The following is a 21,753-nucleotide window of genomic DNA, read 5'->3' on the forward strand; positions in this document are numbered from 1 at the left end:
AACCATGCTGAAAATATTATGTGTCTGTGGTTGTGGATTAGGTTCCAGTTTTGCGATTGAGATGAGCGCAAAAGCGGTATTAAAAAAACTGGAGATTGAGGCCGATATCGATCACACCACCATTTCAGAAGCGAATGCCTTTAAGTCAGATATGATCCTGACGCAAAAAGCGTTTGCCGATGTTTTAAACGCCGACGCCAGTCCGGAGCAGATTAAACGGGTCATAATTCTTAACCGGCTCACCGATAAAGCGGAAATTGAGCAGAAGATCCTGGCCTTTTTAAAAGAACGCAATCAGAAGGTCGCCGCCCATGAATAGTGTGATCGACTTTCTGGTAAAAGATCTGCTGGGGCAGGCGTCGATTCTGATCGCCTTTATTGCCCTGATTGGTCTGCTGCTGCAAAAAAAATCGGCAGGCAAGGTGGTGGAAGGCACCTTTAAAACCCTGCTCGGCTTTTTAATTATGATGGCGGGTATCAATATTATTGTAGGCACCCTGACGTTCCTCAATACTATTTTTACCCATGGCTTTGGCATGCGCGGCTATATCACCGATGTGGCCGCCATTGCCGGGCTGGCTAACCGTGAGCTGGGGTCTGAAGTCGCGCTGACGCTGCTGGTGATCTTTATCGTCAATATCATCGTCGCGCGACTGACGCCCTTTAAATACATCTTCCTGACCGGCCAGGCGTTGCTGTGGATGGCGACCATTGGCGCGGTGATCGGTTATAAAGCGGGGCTGACCGGGCTACCGCTGATCCTGACCGGCGGTATCTTTGGCGGAATCATGGCGGTCGTGATGCCCGCGCTGGCGCAGCCGGTGGTGCGGCGCATCACCGACTCTGACGATGTCGCCCTGGGTCATTTCTGCACCATCGGTTATCTGGTCACGGCGGCGGTCGCCAAAGTGGTTGGCAAAGGATCGCGCTCCACCGAAGACCTGAAGCTGCCCGATAACTTTAAGTTTCTGCAGGATACCTATCTGTCGATGGCGCTGGTGATGGTGCCGATGTACCTGATTCCCGCCGTGGCAGCCGGTCCGGCCTTCATTGCCCAGTACAGCAACGGCATGAACTACCTGATGTACGCCTTTATGCAGTCGATTCAGTTCGTGGCCGGGGTCTTCGTGCTCTACAGCGGTGTCCGTCTGCTGCTGAACGAGCTGGTGCCTGCCTTCCGGGGTATCGCGATGCGCGTCGTGCCGGATGCGAAACCGGCACTGGACTGTCCGGTGATGTTTCCGTACGCCCCGAACGCGGTGATCGTTGGCTTCCTTGCCACCACACTTGGTTCCATCGTCGGCATGCTGGTCTTCCCGATGTTGGGTCTGGCGATGATCCTGCCTGGCCTGCTGACCAACTTCTTTGCCGGTGGCACCGCCGGCGTATTTGGTAATGCCATGGGCGGACGGCGCGGCGCAATGATCGGCGGCTTCGTCCATGGACTCTTTATCACCATTCTGCCTGCCATCCTGGTGCCGATGCTGGAGAGCTACGGCTTTACCGGCGTCACCTTCAGTGACTCCGACGTAATCAGTACCGGCCTGGTGCTCGGCCATGCCTTCCAGAATAACTGGCTGTTCGTCGCCCTGTTTATTGCCTTTGTTACCGCGCTTGCCTGGTTTGTTAATGGCAAATCGACCAAACCTCAGGAGGAAAAAATCCATGAAACTTTATAACTTCGCCGATCTGTTACAGCTGGCCAAACAGCGTGACTTTAAAGCGGTCGGTTCTTTTAATCTTCACTGTCTGGAGATGCTGCCCGCCTATTTTAAAGCGGCAGAGAAAACCAACAGCCCGTTAATGATTCAGATCTCTACAGGCACGGCGAAATATCTTGGCCACAAGCTGCTGGTTGATGCGATTAAATCGCTGTCAGAGAGTATGAATGTGCCGACCTGTCTGCATCTGGATCACTGTTTCGATTTAGCCGCGATTCAGACAGCGATTGATGCCGGATTCAGTTCTGTCATGTATGACGGCTCCCATCTGCCCATTGACGAGAATATTGCGAATACCCGCCGGGTCATCGATATGGCGCGGCCACACAATGTTTCGGTCGAGGCTGAGTTGGGTGCCATTGGCGGGTCGGAAGATGGTAAATGCGTAGAGATGGAGGCGATAGCGTTCACGCCCGTGGAAGATGCTCGCCGTTTCGTCGAAGAGACGGGCGTCGATATGCTGGCGATCTCTATCGGCACCGTACATGGCCTTTACACCGGTAAAGCGCATATTCAGCATCAGCGACTGGCGGATATTACGGCGGCAACGCATACGCCACTGGTGCTGCACGGCGGCACCGGCGTCAGCGATGAAGATATGCGGCTGGCGGTCAGCAGCGGGATTGAGAAGGTGAATGTCGGCACCGAAATGAACGTGCAGTGGGTAGCGCAGTGCAAATCGACCTTTGAAAAAGGCAAGGTCAATGACAGCGTGCGTAATTTCCTGGTACCGGCCAATGATGCAGTAACCAATGTACTGGTAGAGAAAATGCAGTTATTCCGGTAATGACACGTGCCGCCATCACCGGCTTAATGCGTTAACGATCTTTTATTCTCAGTTTATATTAGCCACCCCAATATTATGCGGGGCAGGAGAGCCTATGTTTGGATTCCTCAAAAAGTCTCAGGCTGCGGAACCACCCAGCGAGCAGCAGCAGGATCATCTGGCGGAATTAAGTCGCGAGAAAATAACGCAACTGGAGCAGCAGCTGGCGATTAATCCGCGTGATGGCGAAACGCAAAAACAATTAATGCTGGAATATAATCGTGCATTAAGCCTGTTTGCGAAAAGCCGTCGCTACCGCAATGAAATTGATGCGCTGTTTGTCAAAATCGATGAATTACGCAATGTGGTTCGCCAGTCGATTTAAGGAGAGCTGATGACGATTAAGCAGTTATTGCAAGAGGCAAACGCTATTCAGATTGGGATTGACGCCACGGACTGGCGTCAGGTTATCGCGCTGGCTGCCGAACCGCTGGTCAGCGGCGGTTATCTCGATGCCACCTATCCTGATGCCGTGATCGCTAATACGCTGGCCCATGGCGCTTATTATGTGTTTGAGGAGGGGATCGCCATTCCCCATGCGCGACCGGAAGCGGGGGTGATCCGCGACTGTTTCAGTCTGATCCTGCTGAATGAGCCGATCTCGTTTGAAGGCAGTGACAAGGCGGACATCGTGATTATGTTTGGCGCGCGCGACAGCAACGCGCATATCGAAGAGGGGATCCGCGCGATTGTGTCGCTGCTGGAGGATGAGGAGACGCTGGTCCGGTTACGTCAGGCCAGCAGCGTGGCGGAGGTTATCGACATTCTATGACGCAAAATACCCCCCTCAAACGCGTGGTGCTGATTAACGGTATTCCGGCATCGGGTAAAAGCACCCTGACGCACGCGCTGTCACAACATTTTGGCTGGCCGGTGCTGACACTCGACAGCCTGAAAGAGCCGTTTATGCAGGTTTTTTCCCCAGTCGATCGCCAGCGCAACCGGCAACTGGGCTGCGCGGCTTATCAGGCGATCTGGAACATCGTCGACCAGGCACCCGTCAGTCAGATCTGGCTGATTGATGCCTGGTTTGGTTTTCAGCCGCGCGCGCTGCTGGAGCAGGGACTGAAACAGGCGGGTGTCGATGAGGCGCTCGAACTGTGGCTCAGGATTGAGCCGGAGGTGGCGGTGGCGCGCTATCAGGCGCGACTGTCGCAGCGGCTGCCAGGTCATCCGGGGGCTGAGTATCTGCCGGAGCTGCGCCAGCTGGCGCACCAGGCCAGTCCGATGGCGTTGGGGCCGGTGTGTGAAGTGGATGCCTGCGCTCAGGATCTTGCGGCCGTTATCCGCTGGCTGCACCAGCAACTGACCAGAACCCGCTACACTTCAGCTCATCATCAGATGAGTGAGGAGTTGCAGGATGTCGTTACCCCCGTATCTGCAAACCGGTGAAAGCGCCGTGCTCTATGACGGCGTCTGTAAACTATGTAACGGCTGGGTTCAGTTTCTGCTGCGTCACCATCTGGCGCGGCAGGTCCGTTTTGCCTCAGTACAGAGCGAGCAGGGCAAAGCGCTGTTGCGCTGGGCCGGTATGCCGGAAGATAACATCAGCACCATTGTCTACATTGACGGTAATCAACACTGGCTGCGGGCGCAGGCGGTGTTCCGCGTGATGCAGCATTTGCCTGCCCCGTGGCGCGGGCTGGCGGTGCTGCGCCACTTTCCCGACGCGATCAGTAATTTTGCCTACGACCGCATCGCGTTAAACCGCTATAAGCTGTTTGGCCGCTACAGCAGCCAGCACGCGATCCAACCCGATTATCCGGGTCGATTTCTGCATGAGGTGGAGACGTCCGTTACATCGGAAGGGTAAAGACCGTGCGGTAGCGGCTGTCGTCGCTCTGCCAGGCCTCAGCGACCTCACTGAGTGGCCGCGACTGGAAGGGGATGGAAAATCCATGTGACGCGGCAGCCTACAGCATTTCCCCTATTGAGGCGATCAGCTCACGGTCTGGCACGCTGCCCAGCCCGCTTCCCATCAGCGTTAAGCCGGATGAACGCAGCAGTTTACTATGCAGAGAAATCTCCTGTCCGCTTAGCGAACCAATCTGGACAAACCGAACCACCTTGTCACCACCGCGTACCGCCGCCGTCATGATCGCCAGTGCACTCTCACCCCACAGATAATCCAGCACCACATCAACGCCTTCCGCCATCAGAGAAGGAAGCTCTGCCGATAATGCATCCAGCGTCAGTATGATATCAGCACCCTCACTCTGTAGCTGTTCCAGAGTCTCCCGGTTACGGCCTGTGGCAATGATTCTGCCTGCGCCCAGCGCACGGGCAATGCGGATCGCCAGACGTCCCGAGGTGCCGGTGGCACCATTTATCAGCACGGTCTCGCCAGGACGCAGTGCCGCCCGACGGGTCAGCGCCGCCCAGGAGGACATGCCCGGATTCGCGAGAGCGGCAGCCAGTACCACATCCAGACCGGCAGGCAGTGGAATAATATGTTCACTGTTGACCACAGTTCGCTCGGCCATGCTGCCCGCCGCGGCGTTAAACGTCAGAAAATAGACCGGCTCGCCCGTGTCGAGATATCCGGTACCGTCAATGCCGGGAATAAAAGGATAGTGCGCCACAGAGCTGTAGTGGGTGCCTGCCGCGCGGGCCTTTGCCAGCTGGCTGAGTGCCGCAGCGTTGACCGTCACCCGCTGCTGATGCTCACCGGGCTGGTGTTCCGGCATGTCGCCGTAGTGGGGTTGTGCGCCTGCCTGCCCGATTATTGCTGCTTTCATTGTTTATCATCCTTCTGTTCAGGAGTTAATGGGTGTAAAGTACACACATTATTCCTGCCTCTGGATGGCGTCAATGAAAAGTGTGCAAAATACACATAAATACGATGCGCTGCATGATTGTCTGCTGACAATTGCGGGCGCGCTTAACCGGCCTCAGCGCGATATGGCGATGATTAAAGCGGCGGGTATTGAGCTGGATCGGGCACTGTTTCCACTGCTGGTTCAGGTCAGCCGGTTCGGGCCAATCGGCGTGGGCGAACTCGCCGATCGGGTGGGTCGTGATTACAGCACGGTCAGCCGTCAGGTAGCGAAATTAGAGGAGACCGGGCTGGTCGTGCGGCAGAAAAACCGTCAGGACAAAAGGATCAACGAAGCCGCAATTACTGCGGCTGGCAGGGCGATGACCGATAAAATCGATGCGCAACGGGTGCAGGTTTATCAGCGCATTTTCCTCCACTGGCCAGAGAGCGACCGCGAGATGCTGGAACAGCTGCTCAGCAAATTCGTTAGCGATTTCAGCCAGACAGAAGGCGATGAAAACGATGATGACAAGCCTGATGCGGTTTAGGGGAAGAGGAATGTATGCCGGTTAATTTCGATCTCAACGATCTCTACGCATTTCGCGCGCTGGTGGAGTTTGGCAATTTTCGTCTGGCGGCGGAATCGATCTGCCTCTCACAGTCCGCGCTGAGCCGCCGGATCGACAAGCTGGAAACTACGCTGGGGATCAAACTGTTTGAGCGGACCACGCGCCGCGTCACGCTGACGCTGAAGGGGCATGCGTTTGCTCAGCGCTCGGAAAAGCTGCTGGCTGATTTTGAAGAGGTGATGGCCGATCTCAGTGAAGTGAGCTTAGCCCGCACCGGTCTGATCACCGTCGCCTGTGTGCCGTCAGCTGCCTACTACTTTATGCCTAACATCATCCGGCTGTTTCAGGCGCGCTATCCCCGCGTACGAGTCAAACTGGTCGACAGCAGTGCGGCCAACGTCTATGACGCGGTGATTGGCGGTCAGGCCGATTTCGGCATCAGTTTTTCCAGCCGGTCACAGCCGGATGTGCACTTCCAGCCGCTAATGGACGATCCTTATGTGGCGGCCTGTCGGCGTGACCATCCGATAGCCGGCAAAAAGAGTCTGAGCTGGCAGGCGTTTTATCAGTATGAGTGGGTTGGGCTGGATAAAACCTCCGGCAATCGCAACCTGCTGGATCTGGCGTTGCAGGCGGTTATGCCGGAGAAGTCCTGTATCTGCGAAACCCGGCACGTGACCACCATGCTGGGGATGGTTGAGGCGGGGCTGGGCATTGCTGCCGTCCCCGCCATGTCGATGCCAGGCTACGATCACGCCCTGCTGATGGCGGTGCCGTTAACCGATCCGCAGGTGAAACGCACCGTGGGACTGCTGCGCAAGAATGGCCGGACGCTGTCGCATATCGCCAGCGAACTGGAGAATCTGATTATTGAACAGTATCAGCGACGTTAGCGGGTTTTGACGCCATTACGCTGTGCAGGCCGCTGGCGTGCACTGCCTGCTGCGCCTCAGGCGAGGCGAGCCAGTGCAGCAGCTTCGCCGCCTCGTCGGGCTGCGCTGACCTGCGTACTACGGCACCGGCAAAGCGGGTGGTGTACTGCAGCGTGTCCGGCAGTTCGCCAATAAAAGTAACGCCTGATACCGGCAGCAGCTCACTGACCTGCTGAAAGCCGATGGCGTATTTACCGGCCGCGACCTCGGAGGCCACCGGAATGCGCTCAACCTTGACCGCCTTCGCTTTCACCTGATCCTCAATGCCCAGTCGGCTGAAGAGCTGACTGCTCACATATTTGCCACTGGCGCTGTCAGAGTAGGCGATAGAAGAGGCGTTCAGCAGGGTGGTACGCAGTGCGCTTTCGCTGCCGATTTTCACTGGCGTGGCACCCTGTTTGATCACCGCACCGATGCGCGAGTCCGCCAGCTCAACCCGTGAACCCGGCAGCGTCGCCCCCTTTTTTTGCAGATCGCTTAGCGCATCACCGACCATAATCACCACATCGGCCGGTTCACCGCGCGCCAGCCGCGCCGGAATGGCCTGTGGCGTCTTGCCCATTGACGGACCGGCAACCGTGTTAATGGTGATCCCTTCACGTTCGGCAAAGCGTGGCGAGAGCGTATCCCATGCCGCTTTAAATCCGCCGGAGATCATTACCGTCAGCTCTTTCGCCTGCGCCGTGGCGCTGCCCGCCACGCTGAACAGCAGGGCAGCGTACAGCGACATCGTTTTCAGTTTCATTTTCATTTCCTCAGCTAACGGTTTTATGGACAGGTGAGACGGCACTGCGGGTGCGGCGATAGAGATACAGTGTTGCGCCCAGTGCGCAGACAGCTGCGAAACTCATCCAGTAACCTGGCGAAGCTTTGTCGCCGGTCAGCTCGATCAGGCCGGTCGACATCACCGGGGTAAAGCCACCAAACAGCGCCGTTGCCAGGCTATAGGCCAGCGAGAAGCCCGCCACGCGCACTTCCGCTGGCATGATTTCGGTCAGTGCCGGGATCATCGCGCCGTTGTAGAGGCCATAAATCATTGAAAGCCACAGCAGCACGCCCAGCATCATGAAAAAGCCCGGTGCCGCCGCCAGCATGCTCAGGGCTGGATAGCTGGTGGCGATTGCCAGCAGGGTCATGGCAACCAGGACAGGTTTGCGGCCAAAGCGGTCAGAGATCGCGCCGCCAATCGGCAGCCAGATGAAGTTAGATACCGCCACCAGCAGCGTTACCAGCAGGCTGTCAGAGGCGCTCAGCAGCAGGACTTTCTTGCCAAAAGTCGGCGCGTAAACCGTAATCAGGTAAAACGCCGTGGTGGTCATCGCGACCATCAGCATCCCGGCAATCACCACCTGCCAGTTACTGAGCAGAATGCGGAACACCTGTTTCACATCAGGATGACTGCGACGATTGCTGAACTCCTGCGTCTCTTCCAGCTTGCGACGCAGCACGAAAATAAATGGCACAATCAGACAGCCAAACAGGAACGGAATGCGCCAGCCCCATTCGCGGATGGCACTCTCTTCCAGCACCGCGTTGAGGATAAAGCCCATCGCCGCCGCGACCATAATCGCGACCTGCTGACTGCCCGACTGCCAGCTCGTGTAGAAGCCTTTGCGGCCCGGCGTCGCGATCTCGGCCAGATAAACCGACACGCCGCCCAGCTCTGCTCCCGCGGAGAAACCCTGCAGCAGTCTGCCGATCAGCACCAGCAGCGGTGCCCACAGGCCAATACTCTGGTAAGAGGGGATCAGCACGATCATAAAGGTGCCTGCCGCCATGATGGAGAGCGTGACGATCAGCCCCTTGCGACGGCCGACCTTATCGATGTACGCCCCCAGCACCACTGCGCCAATCGGGCGCATCAGGAACCCTGCACCAAACACGGCAAAGGTCATCATCAGTGAGGCAAACTCACTGCTGGCCGGGAAGAAGGTATGGGCGATATAGGTGGCATAAAAACCGAACAGGAAGAAATCAAACTGTTCGAGGAAATTGCCAGAGGTCACACGAAAAATGGCGCCAATCCTGGCGCGGTGAGTCATGGGTGAGGTTGTCTGCATCAGTAACTCCAGTAAGGTATGACGCTTTTTGCCGCGCCTGTGACTGAAGAGTGGATCAGTGCCCGGCGCTAAATAAGTGCAAAAAGGACAATGATTAATGTGCGCACCGCATGATTTTATAGGGTTACTATTTAAAAGCATTTTGATTCATAAAGTTACAGAGACTGCCGATTTTGTCGGCGTGTTATCGGCTCTGAGGTGAGTTTGCGAAAATGTGACAGAATTCATAAGCCTGTTACGGGCAGATAAGGGGATTCCGGGCAGTGTGAAGCCGCCCGTGCAGAGTCTTGCGGCAAAGGGTCTCTGAACTCAGGCGAGCCATATCGCTCCAGGCTCGCCAGGACGCTGCTGCGGTAGCCTGCGAATCAACGGGACATTTACCGCCTCGACGGTGATCCGCTCCGCTTCCAGCACGGCACGCGCCCGTTCGCCTTCCGCAACCAGAAAATGGGCATGGCTCTGCGCACCAGACGAGAAGAGGCCGCCGCCTTCCAGGCCGATTCCATTACGGCCCAGCAGCGTGGCGAGACGGGAAAGGGTGCCTGGACTATTTTGCAGGATCACATGAATATCGAACATGTTAATTTACTCCCTGTTGTGAGGCATATTCTCTGACCAGCGCGGCGATATGAATGCGATAACCGGCAAAGAGGGTTTCACGGCCTTCACGCTGTGCGGCCTGGTGGCAGAGGTTATGTTTCCAGGCCTGCACCGCGGCGTCATCGCGCCACCAGGAGAGCGAGAGTATTTTTCTCTCATCACCCAGGCTCTGAAAGCGTTCAATAGAGATAAATCCATCACTGTCCTTTAACAGCGGTCTCAGGTCAGCGGCCAGTTGCAGATAACGCATCTGGTGTTCGGGGCGGGCTTCAGCTTCAAACAGTACGACAATCATCGCTATCTTCCTTCAGACGAGAGTAAAGAGGGTGATGGCGCAAAAATAGCGGGCGGAGCCAACCGATGCTTCGGCCCGTAACGAAATATGGCTGTGCGGACGAACGTCAGCCAGGCAACGCATTCTTACGATGGAGCAGATGATATGTTCAGCGGACTCAGTGCCTTTCCCCTTACTCCCTTTGCCGAGGGTAACCCCGATGAAGCGGCCTTTCTGCGGCTGCTGAGCAGGCTGACGGAGGCAAAAGTCGACTCCCTTGGTGTGCTGGGATCAACCGGCAGCTATGCGTATCTGACCCGCACGCAGCGCAGGCGCATCGCAACGCTGGCTGTGGAACATGCAGATTCGATTCCGGTGATGATCTGCGTGGGTGCGGTAAGCACCGACGAGGTGCTGGCGCTGGCGGAAGATGCGCAGCAGGCGGGTGCCGCCGCGCTATTACTGCCGCCACTGGGTTATCAGGCATTGAAAGAGGAGGAAGTGTTCACGCTCTATGAGACCGTAACGCGTTACGCCTCGGTGCCGATCTGCGTCTATGACAATCCGGGCACAACCCATTTTACGTTTTCGGATACGCTGCTGGGCCGTATCGCTGAACTGCCTGGTGTGGGTTCAGTGAAAATTCCGGGTGTACCGGCGGAGCAATCAGTAGCGAATGATCGCCTCATGCAACTGCGCGGCACGCTGCCTGCTTCCGTGTCGGTTGGCGTCAGCGGTGATGCCGCTGCCGCCAACGGATTGATTGCAGGCTGTGATGGCTGGTATTCGGTGTGCGGCGGGCTGTTTCCGCGCGTCGCAAAAGCGATGACCGATGCGGCAGCCGCAGGCGATTATGCGAGCGTCAGAGCGCAGTCCGATCGTCTTCAGCCATTGTGGGCACTGTTCCGCCATCACGGCGGCAGTTTCCGGGTGATCAGTGCCGCAGCAGGGCTGCTGGGGCTGACTGAACGCGACTGTGTACCGCGCCCGCTGTTGCCGCTTTCTGCTGCCGATTGTCGGGAGATTGCTGACGTGCTTGCCGCTCTCGGACTCTCCTGATATCAGAAGACGTTAAACGTGGCGCACCAGATGAAAGCCTTCTTCCTCCTGCGGCGGTTCAAAATAGCGGGTAATCAGCGCGAACTGCTCCTCCGTTGCAGCAAAGGCATGTTCGCCGCTCTGATTACGGGCGTGCAGACGCGATTTACACAGTGCGTCCGGCACGTCCAGATAATGCAGGCGATGATCAGCAGAGGACGCCTCTATCACCGAGCGCATCCAGTCACGATTTGCCCGGGTGTTGGCCGGAAAATCGAGCACCACCGGGACACCCGCGTTAAGCAGCGCCACCAGATGGGGCGTCATCGCCTTCCTGAGTTTTGCCGCAACGCGCACGTAATCGGCCACTGAATGCATCTCGTCCTGGTAAAGCGCGGCGAGCCACTGATCCTCGCTGAGGACGACGTAACCGGGCAACGCACCCAGCTGAGCCGCCAGCGTCGATTTTCCTGAAGCAATTTTGCCGCACAGCAGATGCAGTGTGGCAGGTGCAGAGGTCATGAACATGTCACTCCTTTAACAGACGGGGAATAAACCGTGCGGCCGATGTAAGACGCGTCTCGTCGATGCGCGATTCAGGCTAACAAAAGCATGGAGGGATAAGCAATGAGAGGCTGGGGGCGTGTAAGTAAACCCGCATTGACCACCCGGATCAGCATCCGTAGCTGTGGGCAATATGGTGTTGAGAACACCAGGCAATGTTTACACAGACACTAATACGCCTGAACGGCGGAATGCGGTCAGGCGTATGTGCGGAATATCGATGAACGTCCCGAAGCGTAGTGAAGCTGCGCTGAACAGCCAGCCACAGGCATCATTTTTGTGCCATCAGCAACGTCAACAGTTCGCGGCAGCACGCTTCTTCTTCGGCACTGTCCGCAGAGGCCAGATGGCGCAGCAGTTCCATGCAGCTTTTTTCTTTGCCTGCTTCCAGTAATTCCTCAATCAGAAAATTGAGTTTGTCCTGCTCAGAGGCGGCAAAGGATGATGTGAACTCATTTTTGACCGGGATGGTATGGTTCACCGGCAGGGTCAGGGTGTTTTGCATTGGCATATTATTGTCCTGTTTCGGGTTAAAAAACGCACTGATGTTGCTATTAAACTTATACAACGATCCGGTTTTTGTACAGGAATCTGCCTGAATGATTTTTAAGCCGGGGCTAAGCGCAGCGCGGCTGAAGAGGAAGTGCTGGCTAATCATTCAGTTAGGAGTGAACGGAATTTCAGAAAAATTGTACCGGTTTTAAGTTAAATCCGGCGGGCAGGGAAAAGACACAGCATTGGGCAGTTAAACAGGCGGCCCATTGGGCCGCGTGAATTATTTAGCGGCGAGGAAATCTTCGCGCTGCGGTGTAAACGTATCCAGCAGCACACCTGCTTCAAGACAGACACAGCCATGAACCACATTGGGCGCTTTGTAGAGCGTATCTCCTGCGCCCACCTCACGCGTTTCACCATTGATAGTGAAGGCAAAACGTCCGCTCAGCACATAGGTCAGTTGCTCGTGGGGATGGTGATGCAGCGGGCCGACAGCCTCTTTCTCAAAAATCACTTCTACCGCCATCATGGTGCCGCCGTACGCCAGCACGCGGCGGGTTACGCCGTTGCCCAGATCTTCCAATGGTCGCTCTTTATGGTAGATAAACATCGCAATCCTCCTGCGGTTGCCCCTGCTGCGGTAACCGTTTTGTGATGGATCTCACAGCACTCGGGTGAATTAGTTCATGCACTTTAGTGGTTTTTCACTAAAATGAAACGGTGTTTCAATTAATTTATAAGGGTAGATCATGAAAATCGCGTTAATGATGGAAAACAGCCAGGCCGCTAAAAACGTTACCGTGCTGAAAGAACTGGAAGGCGTCGCACAGCCGCTGGGCCATCAGGTCTTCAACGTCGGTATGAGCGATGAGCAGGATCACCATCTGACCTACATTCACCTCGGTATTCAGGCCAGCATACTGCTCAACAGCCAGGCCGTGGATTTCGTGGTCGCGGGCTGCGGCACCGGGCAGGGCGCGCTGATGTCACTTAACATCCATCCGGGCGTCAACTGCGGCTACTGTATCGATCCGGCGGATGCCTACCTGTTTGCCCAGATTAACAACGGTAACGCACTGGCGCTGCCGTTTGCCAAAGGGTTTGGCTGGGGCGCAGAACTGAATCTGCGCTTTATCTTTGAAAAAGCGTTCACCGGTGAGAAGGGCAATGGCTATCCGCCAGAGCGTAAAGAGCCGCAGGTACGCAATGCCGGTCTGCTGAATCAGGTTAAGGCTGCGGTAATTAAAGATAACTATCTCGACACCCTGCGCGCTATCGATCCTGAACTGGTGCGTACCGCGGTCAGCGGCCCGCGTTTCCAGCAGTGCCTGTCTGAGCATGGCAAAAATCAGGAGATCGTTGCGTTTGTGCGTCAGCTGACGCACTAAGCCATCCGATTTCACGAGGCCGGTCTGACCGGCCTTTTTTATTTTCTCTCGGCGTCCATTGCTCTTCACCTCTGCTGCGCAAGCGCCGGAGGGTTGTGGCGACTCGCCTCGACCAGCATCCGCGTATAGGGCATCGCAGCGCGATCCGCCACCAGCGTCGGCACATCCAGCGTCTCCAGCACCTTACCCTGTTGCATGACCGCCACGCGATGGCAGAGATGCGCCACCACGCCCAGATCGTGTGTCACCATCAGATAGGTCAGGTTCTCCTGCTGCTGCAGATCGCTGAGCAGATTCAGGATCTCCGCCTGCACCGAGACATCCAGTGCGGAGGTTGGCTCATCCAGCAGCAGTACGCGTGGCTCTAAAATCAGCGCCCTGGCAATCGCCACGCGCTGACGCTGGCCTCCCGAAAGCTGGTGCGGATAGCGTGTCTGCCAGGCGCGATTCAGCCCGACCTTATCCAGTATCGCCACCACCCGCTGCTGGCGCTGCCCGATACCCTGAATCTGCAACGGCTCTTCAAGGATGTCGCCCAGCGTGTGACGCGGATGCAGCGAACCATAAGGATCCTGAAACACCATCTGCACCTGACGACAGCGCGCCCGATCGATGCGGTGCGCCAGCGGCTGATCATCAATGCTCAGCTCACCCTGCCAGTGAGTAAACAGTCCCGCCAGGCACTTCAGTACCGTAGTTTTGCCCGATCCCGACTCGCCCACCAGCCCGAAAATTTCACCCGGTTTCACCTGCAGATTTACGTCGAACAGCACCTGACGCTGGCGAGCGTCATCACCAAAACTCAGGCTGAGATTTTTCACATCAATCATCACGTACTCCTTAGTCCGTCAACCAGCTGGCATGACGTTGTAATACCGGCAGGCGTGTACGGCGGTGATCAAGGTCGGGCAGTGCCGCCAGCAATCCCTGGGTATAGGGATGCTGCGCGCGATCGAGTTCACTGGCGGCCAGCGACTCCACCACGCGTCCGGCGTACATCACCAGCACCCGATCGCAGAAGCTGCGCACCAGACTGATGTCGTGGCTGATAAAAATCAGCCCCAGCCCGCGCGCCTTCACCAGATTGTCCAGCAGCGCCAGCACCTGCAGGCGAACCGAGACATCCAGCGCAGAAGTCGGCTCATCGGCAATCACCAGTTCCGGCTCGGTGATCAGCATCATGGCGATCATCACCCGCTGCCCCTGACCGCCGGAAATCTCATGAGGATAGAGCTGATAAACCCGTTCAGGATCGCGGATCTGCACCTCTTCCAGCATCGCCAGCGCCCGCTGACGGGCCGCCGCTTTCTGGTCGCGATGGTGACTGCGCCAGGCTTCGGCGATCTGCTCGCCAACCCGAATCACCGGGTTCAGGGAATATTTCGGATCCTGCATAATCATGGAGATGCGTTTACCGCGAATGGCGCGCATCTGTGCCGGGCTGGCGTGCAGCAGGTCAATATCACCAAACTGCATCCGGCTCGCCTCAATGCGCGCCCTGGCCGGATGCAGGTGCAGCAGGGCGCGGCCCACGGTCGATTTACCGGAGCCGGACTCGCCGACAATCGCCAGCTTCTCCTGTCCGAGCTGAAAGGAGACGCCGCGCACCGCCGGGGTGATCTGGCGTCCGTTAACAAAGTTCACGTGCAAATCGCGCACGTCGAGCAACGGCGAGGCGTTACTCACTGCGGGGATCGAGCAGGTCACGTAGGCCATCTCCTAAGAAGTTAAATGCCAGGCTGTTAATCAGGATCGCCAGACCGGGCACGGTCACCACCCACCAGCACTCCAGCATGTAGGTGCGGCCGCTGGCGATCATCGCGCCCCATTCCGGGTCCGGCGGCTGCGCGCCCAGCCCGAGAAATCCCAGCCCGGCGGCGGTAAGAATAATGCCCGCCATGTTCATGGTGATGCGGATAATCACCGACGGCAGGCAGAGCGGAATAATGTGCTTCCAGAGCACCCGCAGCGGCGACGCACCCTGTAAACGCACCGCCGAGATAAAGTCCGCCTGGCGCAGCGACAGCGTTTCAGCGCGCGCCAGACGGGCAATGGGTGGCCAGGCGGTGAGGGTAATTGCAATCACCACATGCTCCAGACCCGGACCCAGCGCCGCCACAAACGCCAGCGCCAGTACCAGGCTGGGAAAGGAGATGAAGATATCGGTGACGCGCATCAGCACGCCATCGACTTTGCCGCCAAAGTAACCCGCGGTCACGCCCAGCAGCAGGCCCAGCGGCCCGACGGTCACTGAGACCAGCAGCACGATGTAGAGCGTGATGCGCGCCCCCCACACCAGACGGCTGAAGATATCCCGGCCAAACTCATCAGTGCCGAACCAGTGGGCCGCACCGGGCGGCATCAGGGCGTTGTCCAGATCCTGAATCAGCGGGTGATGCGGTGCGATCCAGGGGGCAAACAGCGCTACGATGCAGAGCAGCAGCACAATGCCACCGCCGATGGCGGTCAGGGGATTACAGGCCATGCGCCAGAGGAAAGTGCCGCAGCGGGCAGCAAACCGCCGACAGCGCGCCAGCCGCTCGCGGGAAGGACTGACAGACGCAGCATCAAACGAGATAGTCATACTTTGGTCCTCGGATCGAACACCTGATAGAGCAGGTCGGAGATCAGGTTAAGCAGCACAAAGATCAGACCCACCACCAGCACGCAGCCCATTACCGCATTCATATCGCCCAGCATCAGGCTGCCCGTGAGATAGGAACCAAAACCGGGCCAGGAGAAGACTGTTTCAATCAGCACGGCACCCTCCAGCAGCGAGCCATAGGCCAGCGCCACTACGGTCAGCAACTGCACCAGGATATTGCGGAACGCGTGCTGCCAGATAACCTGCCATTCGGTCAGACCTTTGACCCGCGCGGTCAGAATGAACTCCTGCGACAACTGCGCGAGCATAAAACTGCGCGTCATCCGGCTGATGTAAGCCATGGAGTGAAAGCCGAGCAGCGAGGCGGGCAGCACCAGATGATTCAGCGCATTCCGGAACACCTGACCGTTGCCCGCCAGCAGGGCATCAATCAGCATAAAGCCGGTACGGCGCGGCACGATGCCATCCAGGCTGAAGTCCACACGTCCTGCACCGCCAACCCAGCCGAGATGGGCATAGAAAAGGAGCAGCCCCATCATGCCAACCCAGAAGATCGGCGTGGAGTAACCGGCCAGGCTGAGCATCCGTACCAGATAGTCGATGACGCTGTTACGCCGCGCCGCCGCCAGCACGCCCAGCGGGACGCCCAGCCCTGCGCCAATCACAATTGCCAGCGTGGCCAGCTCAACCGTGGCGGGAAAGACGCGCAGAATGTCATGCACTACCGGCTGGCCAGTGAGCAGCGCGTGGCCCAGGTCGCCATGCAGCAGCGCATTGAGATAGATGCCAAACTGCACCCACAGCGGTTTATCAAAGCCAAGCTGGTGGTAGACCTGCTGATAGGTGGCCTGGTCGGCGTCGGGGCCGACTATCGCCAGCACCGGATCCAGCGGCATCACCCGGCCAATAAAAAAGGTCAGCAGCAGCAGGCCGAACAGCGTAATTAACACCTGCATCGCGCGATGGCTGATGCGGCGGCACTGATTTCGTGTCAGGGTCATCATCATGGTGTGCCTCCCGCCAGGGCTTCAGGCGTTTTCCAGACGTCGCGCAGGAAGGTCGTTGCAGAAGGATGCGGCTGATACGCCTGCACACGGTTACTGACCACCACGGAGTCGAGCATTTGTGAAATCGGCATCAGCGCAGGCACCAGCTGGTCATAGCGTTGCTGGATAGCGAAATAGGCCTGCTGCTGGCGGGTTTTGTCGCGTTCCACCAGCGCCTGATCGATCATGCGGTTGAGCTGCGCGTCGTAGAAACCGGTTCGCCAGCCCTGGAAGTTGGTCAGCCGGGCGCTGTCGGCATTGTTCGGGTTGTAGACCAGCGCGCGCAGGCTGGAGTGGGGGTGCGGCTCGACGCCGCTGCCACCGCGTCCGACCAGCAGGCTGAACTGGCGATCGCGCATCGCGCCATAAATCTGGTTGCCGGTGCCGGTAATGATTTTTGCCCGGATGCCGCCCTGCAGCAGCGTTGACTGAATGGCGATGGCGATATTCAGGAACGGCTGATCGGCCAGCACCCGCAGCGTAGTGTCGAAGCCGTCCGGATAGCCGGCTTCAGCCAGCAGCGCACGGGCGCGCGGCACATCAAGCCGGTAACCGGGATCGGGCAGCGTGGCGGGCATCCCCGCCTGTATCGGGCGCTGATGCAGTTCGCCGTAGCCGGTCATCAGGCTTTTGTTAATGCCCTGATAATCGACCAGGTAGCGGACCGCCTCACGCACGTTGTTATTGTCGAAGTGCGGATCTTTCATGCTCATCGCCAGGTAGTAGATTGTCCCTTTTCTGACGGCATTAATAGTGAGGTCGGGATCGTGACGCAGGGCGCGCACGTCGGGGATCGCCATGTTGCTGGCGATATCAAGATCGCCTTTCTGCATCATCAGCCGCAGGGTCTGCGATTCCTGCAGGTGACGGAACACCACCCGCGACATCTTCGCCTCACCGCGCCAGTAGTCTGTCGCGCGACTCATGCGCAGCACATCTTTTGCCTGCCAGACATCCAGCCGGAACGGACCGGAACCCGCTTCATGCGTGGTGAGCCAGCGGTTGCCCCAGTCGCCATCGACTTCATGCTGCTGCACCGTTTTGCGGTCCAGCACCACCATGCTGCCCAGCGCCGCCAGCGAGTAGATCACCAGCTGCGGATCGTTGGGTTTAGGCAGGGTGATCACCAGCGTGCGGTCGTCGGGGGCGGTGACCATCTGGTCCACATTGTCGCGGCTGAAACCGTAGGACTTCCACACCGACGCCTGCGCCAGATTCAGATGCAGCACGCGACGCATAGACCAGACCGCATCGGCGCTGGTGAGCGGATTGCCGGAGTGAAACCTGACGTTGTCGCGCAGGTGAAAGGTCAGGGTGCGGTTATCCGGGCTGACTGACCAGCGTTCCGCCAGCGCCGGGCGTACTTCGGTGAGCTGCTGCGGATTCAGCTCCACCAGGCCGTCATAAAGATTCACCACAATACCGACCACCTCGTTGCCGGTCATCGCGGCCGGATCCAGGGTAAGCAGGTTGTTCATGTTCATGCCGACGATCAGCTGGTCATCCGGGGTCTTTGCCTGGATTGACGCGCTGCCCGTGAGCACCAGCAGCGTGATCAGCCACGCGCCACATCGTTGTGTCAGGGTCATAGGTAAAGTCCAGCAGGTCAGAGGTTTTTCCCGTTTACCGCATCATCAGGGCTACGCGGCAACGGGGTTATTATTGTTTGCCGTACTTCATTACCAGCGGTTCAGCGTGTGGGTCTCAATCCAGCTGAAGTTGATATCCTCTCCCAGCCCGCTGCGGGTGGGCAGGGTGACAAAGCCCCGATCGTCCATCGGATCAATCAGGCTGTTGAGATACGCAGGCGGCGTCTCATAATCCAGGAAGGGATGCAGCAGGCCGCGCTCATACCAGCGGCAGTTACGAATTGCCCCGACTACCGCCAGGCTGGCTGCGCCGTTGCCGTGAACTTCGCAATCCATGCCAAAGGCTTCCGCCAGACTGGCCACTTTCATCGTGGCGGAGATGCCGCCTACGCCATTGGCCCCGGCACGCAGAATGTCGCAGGCGCCAGCACGGACCCAGTCGGCACGGCTGTGATGTTTGCCGCCCAGGCTCTCCGGGCCGAGCACGTCGATAGAGAGGTTGTCCGCCAGCCAGGCGTAAGAGGCCATGCTCTCTTCCTCCATCGGCTCTTCAAACCAGGTGAAGTTAAGCTTCTCCAGCGCCTTGCCGATGGTCAGCGCGTCACTGCGGCTGTACCAGTGGTAGCCGTCCAGCATCAGTGCGATATCCGGGCCAACCGCTTCACGCACCGCGGCGCAGGCTTTGATATCCATGGCCGGGCTGGGCGCAAAGGCGACCGGGGGCATCCAGGTGTGCAGCTTGATTGCCCGATAGCCGCGTGCCACCAGCTTCTCCGCGAACTGTGCGTACTCATCCGGCGTCGATAAACCGCCGCTCATTTCGTCGCCACACATGGTGCTGCCGTAAGACGGGATCTTCTCGCGATAGCCGCCAAGCAGCTTATGCACCGGCTGTTTCAGCCTGCGCCCAATGAGATCCCACAGCGCCTGCTCAACAGCGGAGAGCGCACGCTCGGTGAGCTGATGGGCGCTGCCGCGCTGCCAGTGCACCAGATCCTGCCATAGCCGCTCGCGGTCAAAGGCGTTCTGACCGATCAGCACCTTGCGGAAGAAGGCGTTAACGACATGAGATCGCACCACTTCAGGCGGCGCAAAGGCGTAGCCGCAATCGCCATCCTCGCTGCTGAGGGTCAACAGCGCCATCTGCGCATCATTTTCCGGGCCGGGATGGGAGTGGCCGGCGCTGTCGGCAACGCGCCGGGTAGGATAGGTAAAGAGGGTGACATCTATGGCGCTGATCTTCACGGTTATACTCCTGTGGCTGGCTTTCCTGATGGATTATTAAAACGCTGTTTCATTTTTAATCTAGCCTTCACAATTCGTTAACGCATTGGCCAAATCGATACGATTAATGGCTAATATGTGTGCAGTCGCCCAGGGTGTTGTGAGCATATTCACGAAAGCTGTCCGTTTTGTGAGCAGCAACACGCTGCGCTTTACCCTGATCCGGATCCCGGTTCATGGCCACTTAACTCATTAACCTCGCCGCAAAAAACATTTAACCGGATGACTTCCCCTGAACGCCGTTTTAGGTGATAGTAACGCCGCTTTACATTAATAATTCTCATTATCATTTGTGCGGGTTTTCATCATGAAAAAATGGTTTTTAGCGCTGGGGATGCTCACGCTGGCAGGGACGGCTTCGGCCAAAATGATTACCGATGTCGCAGGCCGTCAGGTTGAGGTGCCGCAGGAGGCAAAGCGCATCATTCTGGGTGAGGGCCGTCAGATCTATCTGCTGGCCGCATTTGATACCGACGCCCCGTTTAAACGGGTGATTGGCTGGCGTGATGATCTCCACAAAGCGGACTGGGACGGTTATCAGGCCTATGAAAAGCGCTATCCGGAAATTAAAAAATTACCGACCTTCGGCGGCGCGAAAGATGGCACTTTCAACGTCGAGCAGGCATTAACCCTGAAACCCGATCTGGTGCTGATGAATCTGGAGTCGAAAGCGGCGACTGATGAAGGCAAGCTGATTGAAAAACTGCAGGCCGTGGGTGTGCCGGTGGTGTTTATCGATTTCCGTGAAGCGCCGATGGTGAATGCTGAGAAAAGTATCCGCATCATGGGCGAACTGGTGAACAAGCCGGCGCGTGCCCAGGAAATTATCACCTTCCGCCAGCAGCAGATTGACCTTGTGACTTCGCGCCTGAAGAACTTTACCGGCTACCGCCCGAAAGTGATGATTGATCGCGCAGGCGGCTACAGCGACGAGTGCTGCATGTCGTTTGGCAATGAAAACTTTGGTCAGATGGTGGAGATCGCGGGCGGTCGCAACATCGCGAAAGACCTGATCCCTGGCACCTTTGGCACCGTTAACCCGGAGCAGATTATCGCCAGCCAGCCGGACGTGGTGGTGGTAACCGGCGCGAACTGGAAGAACTACAACACCGTGGGCAAATGGGTTGGCGTCGGTCCGGGTGCCAATGTCACCGACGCGACGGCGCGTCTTAAGGCGCTGATGATGCGCGATGCCTTTAAAACCCTGCCGGTGGCACACAACGGCAACGTCCACGCTATCTGGCATCAGTTCTATGACAGCCCGTATCAGTTTGTGGCGATTCAGACGCTGGCGAAATGGCTGCATCCCGATCTGTTTGCCGATGTCGATCCGGATGCCACTTTCCGCACGTTCCATGAGAAGTTTCTGCCGCTGCCTTACCAGCCAGGCTACTGGGTCACTTTACCCGCTGATAAGCCCTGACTGACCGGCGATGACAGGGACGTCATCCGCCTGATTTGCAATTCCTCCTGAATAAACCCTCTGTTTCTCTTCAGATTTACTAATATTTTACAGGCGCGGGGTCGGTTGCTCTGAGCAGCGCGACATCTGACCTGGTCCGCATTCACGTTAAAAATGGAGAGAAACATGCGCAATACCCTGGGAAGATCGGCGTTTGCCGTGACGCTGTATGCTCTGCTGGAGCCGGTACCGCTGGGCTTTTTTGTGGCGGCCTGGCTGTTTGACATTCTCTACATGCAGACCTTTGTGCAGTTCTGGACGGATGCCGCAGGCTGGCTGATTGCGCTGGGACTGATACTGGCCATCGTGCCACGTCTCATTGCACTGGTTTATCTGTTTCGCGGCAGTGACAGCGCGGAAAAGGGCCATTTCTGGCTCTGGCTGGTGGCCATCATCATCGCTATCGTCAATGCATTTATTCACAGCCGTGATGCCGCCGCGGTGATTCCGTTGGGCGTAACGCTCTCGACGCTGGTAGTAGCGCTGCTGCTGCTGGCGAATGTGCAACTTGCGTTACGTCAGCGTAGCGCTTAAGGAGGAGC

At 57.6% G+C, this 21,753-nt stretch carries 25 protein-coding genes and 2 pseudogenes; 13 read left to right on the plus strand and 14 right to left on the minus strand.

The window, feature by feature from the left end; translation table 11 throughout:
- Positions 1–4: 4 nt before the first annotated feature.
- From N1689_RS05215 to N1689_RS05245, 7 genes are all read left to right on the plus strand, one after another.
- Positions 5–319, plus strand: coding sequence for a PTS sugar transporter subunit IIB (locus N1689_RS05215; protein WP_013357820.1), 315 nt, complete (start codon positions 5–7; stop codon positions 317–319).
- Complete coding sequence (locus N1689_RS05220) at positions 312–1,679, plus strand: PTS sugar transporter subunit IIC (protein ID WP_222924050.1); 1,368 nt, start codon at positions 312–314, stop codon at positions 1,677–1,679. The genes N1689_RS05215 and N1689_RS05220 overlap by 8 nt, the downstream gene beginning before the upstream one ends.
- A complete protein-coding gene (locus tag N1689_RS05225) occupies positions 1,666–2,508 on the plus strand; it encodes a class II fructose-bisphosphate aldolase (protein WP_260058165.1) in 843 nt (280 codons plus the stop codon). The genes N1689_RS05220 and N1689_RS05225 overlap by 14 nt, the downstream gene beginning before the upstream one ends.
- 94 nt (positions 2,509–2,602) lie before the next feature.
- On the plus strand, positions 2,603–2,872 hold the full coding sequence (locus N1689_RS05230) for a hypothetical protein (RefSeq protein WP_222924048.1): 270 nt from the start codon (positions 2,603–2,605) through the stop codon (positions 2,870–2,872).
- A gap of 9 nt (positions 2,873–2,881) precedes the next feature.
- Positions 2,882–3,319: a PTS sugar transporter subunit IIA gene (locus N1689_RS05235; RefSeq protein ID WP_033732648.1), complete on the plus strand. Its 438-nt coding sequence runs from the start codon at positions 2,882–2,884 to the stop codon at positions 3,317–3,319.
- Positions 3,316–3,939, plus strand: coding sequence for an ATP-binding protein (locus N1689_RS05240; RefSeq protein WP_260058166.1), 624 nt, complete (start codon positions 3,316–3,318; stop codon positions 3,937–3,939). Before N1689_RS05235 ends, N1689_RS05240 begins: the two co-directional genes overlap by 4 nt.
- The gene (locus N1689_RS05245; protein ID WP_260058168.1) at positions 3,908–4,360 is read left to right on the plus strand and encodes a thiol-disulfide oxidoreductase DCC family protein; all 453 of its coding nucleotides are present in this window, start codon (positions 3,908–3,910) and stop codon (positions 4,358–4,360) included. Before N1689_RS05240 ends, N1689_RS05245 begins: the two co-directional genes overlap by 32 nt.
- On the opposite strand, the pseudogene N1689_RS05250 reads toward N1689_RS05245, so the two are convergent.
- Positions 4,344–5,285 (minus strand): annotated as a pseudogene (locus N1689_RS05250) (zinc-binding alcohol dehydrogenase family protein). The gene N1689_RS05245 and the pseudogene N1689_RS05250 sit on opposite strands and share 17 nt — an antisense overlap.
- A 73-nt stretch (positions 5,286–5,358) precedes the next feature.
- Between N1689_RS05250 and N1689_RS05255 the strand changes: the two are divergent.
- Entirely contained in the window at positions 5,359–5,853 is a 495-nt protein-coding gene (locus N1689_RS05255; protein WP_260058170.1) for a MarR family winged helix-turn-helix transcriptional regulator, read from the plus strand.
- 14 nt (positions 5,854–5,867) lie between these two features.
- Positions 5,868–6,767 carry a LysR family transcriptional regulator gene (locus N1689_RS05260; protein WP_161732369.1) on the plus strand — a complete coding sequence of 300 codons (900 nt, stop codon included), beginning with the start codon at positions 5,868–5,870 and terminating at the stop codon, positions 6,765–6,767.
- Here N1689_RS05260 and N1689_RS05265 read toward each other — a convergent pair.
- From N1689_RS05265 to N1689_RS05280, 4 genes and pseudogenes are all read right to left on the minus strand, one after another.
- A complete protein-coding gene (locus tag N1689_RS05265) occupies positions 6,742–7,551 on the minus strand; it encodes a substrate-binding domain-containing protein (protein WP_222924046.1) in 810 nt (269 codons plus the stop codon). The two genes, N1689_RS05260 and N1689_RS05265, sit on opposite strands and share 26 nt — an antisense overlap.
- Before the next feature lie 10 nt (positions 7,552–7,561).
- Positions 7,562–8,866 (minus strand): MFS transporter, encoded by a 1,305-nt coding sequence (locus N1689_RS05270; RefSeq protein ID WP_405038435.1) that lies wholly within the window; start codon positions 8,864–8,866, stop codon positions 7,562–7,564.
- A gap of 321 nt (positions 8,867–9,187) precedes the next feature.
- Positions 9,188–9,445 (minus strand): annotated as a pseudogene (locus N1689_RS05275) (amino acid-binding protein); the annotation flags it as partial.
- Position 9,446: 1 nt separating this feature from the next.
- Positions 9,447–9,761 carry an antibiotic biosynthesis monooxygenase gene (locus N1689_RS05280; RefSeq protein WP_161732365.1) on the minus strand — a complete coding sequence of 105 codons (315 nt, stop codon included), beginning with the start codon at positions 9,759–9,761 and terminating at the stop codon, positions 9,447–9,449.
- A gap of 144 nt (positions 9,762–9,905) precedes the next feature.
- On the opposite strand from N1689_RS05280, the gene N1689_RS05285 reads away from it, so the two are divergent.
- Positions 9,906–10,799: a dihydrodipicolinate synthase family protein gene (locus tag N1689_RS05285; RefSeq protein WP_260058173.1), complete on the plus strand. Its 894-nt coding sequence runs from the start codon at positions 9,906–9,908 to the stop codon at positions 10,797–10,799.
- Between the two features lie 12 nt (positions 10,800–10,811).
- On the opposite strand, the gene N1689_RS05290 is transcribed toward N1689_RS05285, so the two are convergent.
- The 3 genes from N1689_RS05290 to N1689_RS05300 all read right to left on the minus strand — a co-directional run bounded on the left by N1689_RS05290 (position 10,812) and on the right by N1689_RS05300 (position 12,447).
- Positions 10,812–11,306, minus strand: coding sequence for an ATP-binding protein (locus tag N1689_RS05290; protein WP_222924044.1), 495 nt, complete (start codon positions 11,304–11,306; stop codon positions 10,812–10,814).
- A 307-nt stretch (positions 11,307–11,613) separates the two neighbouring features.
- Positions 11,614–11,853: a hypothetical protein gene (locus N1689_RS05295; protein ID WP_013357838.1), complete on the minus strand. Its 240-nt coding sequence runs from the start codon at positions 11,851–11,853 to the stop codon at positions 11,614–11,616.
- A 264-nt stretch (positions 11,854–12,117) separates the two neighbouring features.
- Positions 12,118–12,447 (minus strand): cupin domain-containing protein, encoded by a 330-nt coding sequence (locus N1689_RS05300; RefSeq protein WP_222924043.1) that lies wholly within the window; start codon positions 12,445–12,447, stop codon positions 12,118–12,120.
- Positions 12,448–12,586: 139 nt separating this feature from the next.
- On the opposite strand from N1689_RS05300, the gene N1689_RS05305 reads away from it, so the two are divergent.
- Positions 12,587–13,225, plus strand: coding sequence for an RpiB/LacA/LacB family sugar-phosphate isomerase (locus N1689_RS05305; RefSeq protein WP_161732358.1), 639 nt, complete (start codon positions 12,587–12,589; stop codon positions 13,223–13,225).
- Between the two features lie 65 nt (positions 13,226–13,290).
- Here the strand turns inward: N1689_RS05305 and N1689_RS05310 are convergent, their stop codons facing one another.
- The 6 genes from N1689_RS05310 to N1689_RS05335 all read right to left on the minus strand — a co-directional run bounded on the left by N1689_RS05310 (position 13,291) and on the right by N1689_RS05335 (position 19,710).
- The gene (locus N1689_RS05310) at positions 13,291–14,055 is read right to left on the minus strand and encodes an ABC transporter ATP-binding protein (RefSeq protein ID WP_260058175.1); all 765 of its coding nucleotides are present in this window, start codon (positions 14,053–14,055) and stop codon (positions 13,291–13,293) included.
- A 10-nt stretch (positions 14,056–14,065) separates the two neighbouring features.
- Positions 14,066–14,932, minus strand: coding sequence for an ABC transporter ATP-binding protein (locus tag N1689_RS05315; protein ID WP_161732553.1), 867 nt, complete (start codon positions 14,930–14,932; stop codon positions 14,066–14,068).
- Positions 14,904–15,809 (minus strand): ABC transporter permease, encoded by a 906-nt coding sequence (locus N1689_RS05320; RefSeq protein WP_161732354.1) that lies wholly within the window; start codon positions 15,807–15,809, stop codon positions 14,904–14,906. The genes N1689_RS05315 and N1689_RS05320 overlap by 29 nt, the downstream gene beginning before the upstream one ends.
- A complete protein-coding gene (locus N1689_RS05325; protein ID WP_222924041.1) occupies positions 15,806–16,837 on the minus strand; it encodes an ABC transporter permease in 1,032 nt (343 codons plus the stop codon). The genes N1689_RS05320 and N1689_RS05325 overlap by 4 nt, the downstream gene beginning before the upstream one ends.
- Complete coding sequence (locus N1689_RS05330) at positions 16,834–18,465, minus strand: ABC transporter substrate-binding protein (protein ID WP_161732352.1); 1,632 nt, start codon at positions 18,463–18,465, stop codon at positions 16,834–16,836. The genes N1689_RS05325 and N1689_RS05330 overlap by 4 nt, the downstream gene beginning before the upstream one ends.
- A 90-nt stretch (positions 18,466–18,555) precedes the next feature.
- Positions 18,556–19,710, minus strand: coding sequence for a mandelate racemase family protein (locus tag N1689_RS05335; RefSeq protein ID WP_260058176.1), 1,155 nt, complete (start codon positions 19,708–19,710; stop codon positions 18,556–18,558).
- 346 nt (positions 19,711–20,056) lie between these two features.
- Here N1689_RS05335 and N1689_RS05340 point away from each other — a divergent pair, with 346 nt between their 5' ends.
- Together N1689_RS05340 and N1689_RS05345 are read left to right on the plus strand one after the other, a co-directional pair.
- Entirely contained in the window at positions 20,057–21,172 is a 1,116-nt protein-coding gene (locus N1689_RS05340) for an ABC transporter substrate-binding protein (RefSeq protein ID WP_222924039.1), read from the plus strand.
- Positions 21,173–21,337: 165 nt separating this feature from the next.
- On the plus strand, positions 21,338–21,745 hold the full coding sequence (locus N1689_RS05345; protein WP_013357848.1) for a DUF2231 domain-containing protein: 408 nt from the start codon (positions 21,338–21,340) through the stop codon (positions 21,743–21,745).
- Positions 21,746–21,753: the final 8 nt, after the last annotated feature.

The sequence above is a fragment of the Pantoea sp. XY16 genome, from assembly GCF_025153065.1.
GTDB classification, from domain to species: Bacteria; Pseudomonadota; Gammaproteobacteria; order Enterobacterales; family Enterobacteriaceae; genus Pantoea; species Pantoea alfalfae.

What these genes read in the sequence shown, in the direction of transcription:
- N1689_RS05220 (WP_222924050.1), top strand. Translation starts at nt 312, where the DNA reads ATGAATAGTGTGATCGACTTTCTGGTAAAAGATCTGCTGGGGCAGGCG.
- N1689_RS05295 (WP_013357838.1), bottom strand. Translation starts at nt 11,853, where the DNA reads ATGCCAATGCAAAACACCCTGACCCTGCCGGTGAACCATACCATCCCG.
- N1689_RS05330 (WP_161732352.1), bottom strand. Translation starts at nt 18,465, where the DNA reads ATGACCCTGACACAACGATGTGGCGCGTGGCTGATCACGCTGCTGGTG.
- N1689_RS05215 (WP_013357820.1), top strand. Translation starts at nt 5, where the DNA reads ATGCTGAAAATATTATGTGTCTGTGGTTGTGGATTAGGTTCCAGTTTT.
- N1689_RS05260 (WP_161732369.1), top strand. Translation starts at nt 5,868, where the DNA reads ATGCCGGTTAATTTCGATCTCAACGATCTCTACGCATTTCGCGCGCTG.
- N1689_RS05300 (WP_222924043.1), bottom strand. Translation starts at nt 12,447, where the DNA reads ATGTTTATCTACCATAAAGAGCGACCATTGGAAGATCTGGGCAACGGC.
- N1689_RS05230 (WP_222924048.1), top strand. Translation starts at nt 2,603, where the DNA reads ATGTTTGGATTCCTCAAAAAGTCTCAGGCTGCGGAACCACCCAGCGAG.
- N1689_RS05265 (WP_222924046.1), bottom strand. Translation starts at nt 7,551, where the DNA reads ATGAAACTGAAAACGATGTCGCTGTACGCTGCCCTGCTGTTCAGCGTG.
- N1689_RS05285 (WP_260058173.1), top strand. Translation starts at nt 9,906, where the DNA reads ATGTTCAGCGGACTCAGTGCCTTTCCCCTTACTCCCTTTGCCGAGGGT.
- N1689_RS05325 (WP_222924041.1), bottom strand. Translation starts at nt 16,837, where the DNA reads ATGATGATGACCCTGACACGAAATCAGTGCCGCCGCATCAGCCATCGC.
- N1689_RS05310 (WP_260058175.1), bottom strand. Translation starts at nt 14,055, where the DNA reads ATGATTGATGTGAAAAATCTCAGCCTGAGTTTTGGTGATGACGCTCGC.
- N1689_RS05240 (WP_260058166.1), top strand. Translation starts at nt 3,316, where the DNA reads ATGACGCAAAATACCCCCCTCAAACGCGTGGTGCTGATTAACGGTATT.
- N1689_RS05290 (WP_222924044.1), bottom strand. Translation starts at nt 11,306, where the DNA reads ATGTTCATGACCTCTGCACCTGCCACACTGCATCTGCTGTGCGGCAAA.
- N1689_RS05320 (WP_161732354.1), bottom strand. Translation starts at nt 15,809, where the DNA reads ATGACTATCTCGTTTGATGCTGCGTCTGTCAGTCCTTCCCGCGAGCGG.
- N1689_RS05255 (WP_260058170.1), top strand. Translation starts at nt 5,359, where the DNA reads ATGAAAAGTGTGCAAAATACACATAAATACGATGCGCTGCATGATTGT.
- N1689_RS05280 (WP_161732365.1), bottom strand. Translation starts at nt 9,761, where the DNA reads ATGATTGTCGTACTGTTTGAAGCTGAAGCCCGCCCCGAACACCAGATG.
- N1689_RS05305 (WP_161732358.1), top strand. Translation starts at nt 12,587, where the DNA reads ATGAAAATCGCGTTAATGATGGAAAACAGCCAGGCCGCTAAAAACGTT.
- N1689_RS05270 (WP_405038435.1), bottom strand. Translation starts at nt 8,866, where the DNA reads ATGCAGACAACCTCACCCATGACTCACCGCGCCAGGATTGGCGCCATT.
- N1689_RS05225 (WP_260058165.1), top strand. Translation starts at nt 1,666, where the DNA reads ATGAAACTTTATAACTTCGCCGATCTGTTACAGCTGGCCAAACAGCGT.
- N1689_RS05245 (WP_260058168.1), top strand. Translation starts at nt 3,908, where the DNA reads ATGTCGTTACCCCCGTATCTGCAAACCGGTGAAAGCGCCGTGCTCTAT.
- N1689_RS05235 (WP_033732648.1), top strand. Translation starts at nt 2,882, where the DNA reads ATGACGATTAAGCAGTTATTGCAAGAGGCAAACGCTATTCAGATTGGG.
- N1689_RS05340 (WP_222924039.1), top strand. Translation starts at nt 20,057, where the DNA reads ATGAAAAAATGGTTTTTAGCGCTGGGGATGCTCACGCTGGCAGGGACG.
- N1689_RS05345 (WP_013357848.1), top strand. Translation starts at nt 21,338, where the DNA reads ATGCGCAATACCCTGGGAAGATCGGCGTTTGCCGTGACGCTGTATGCT.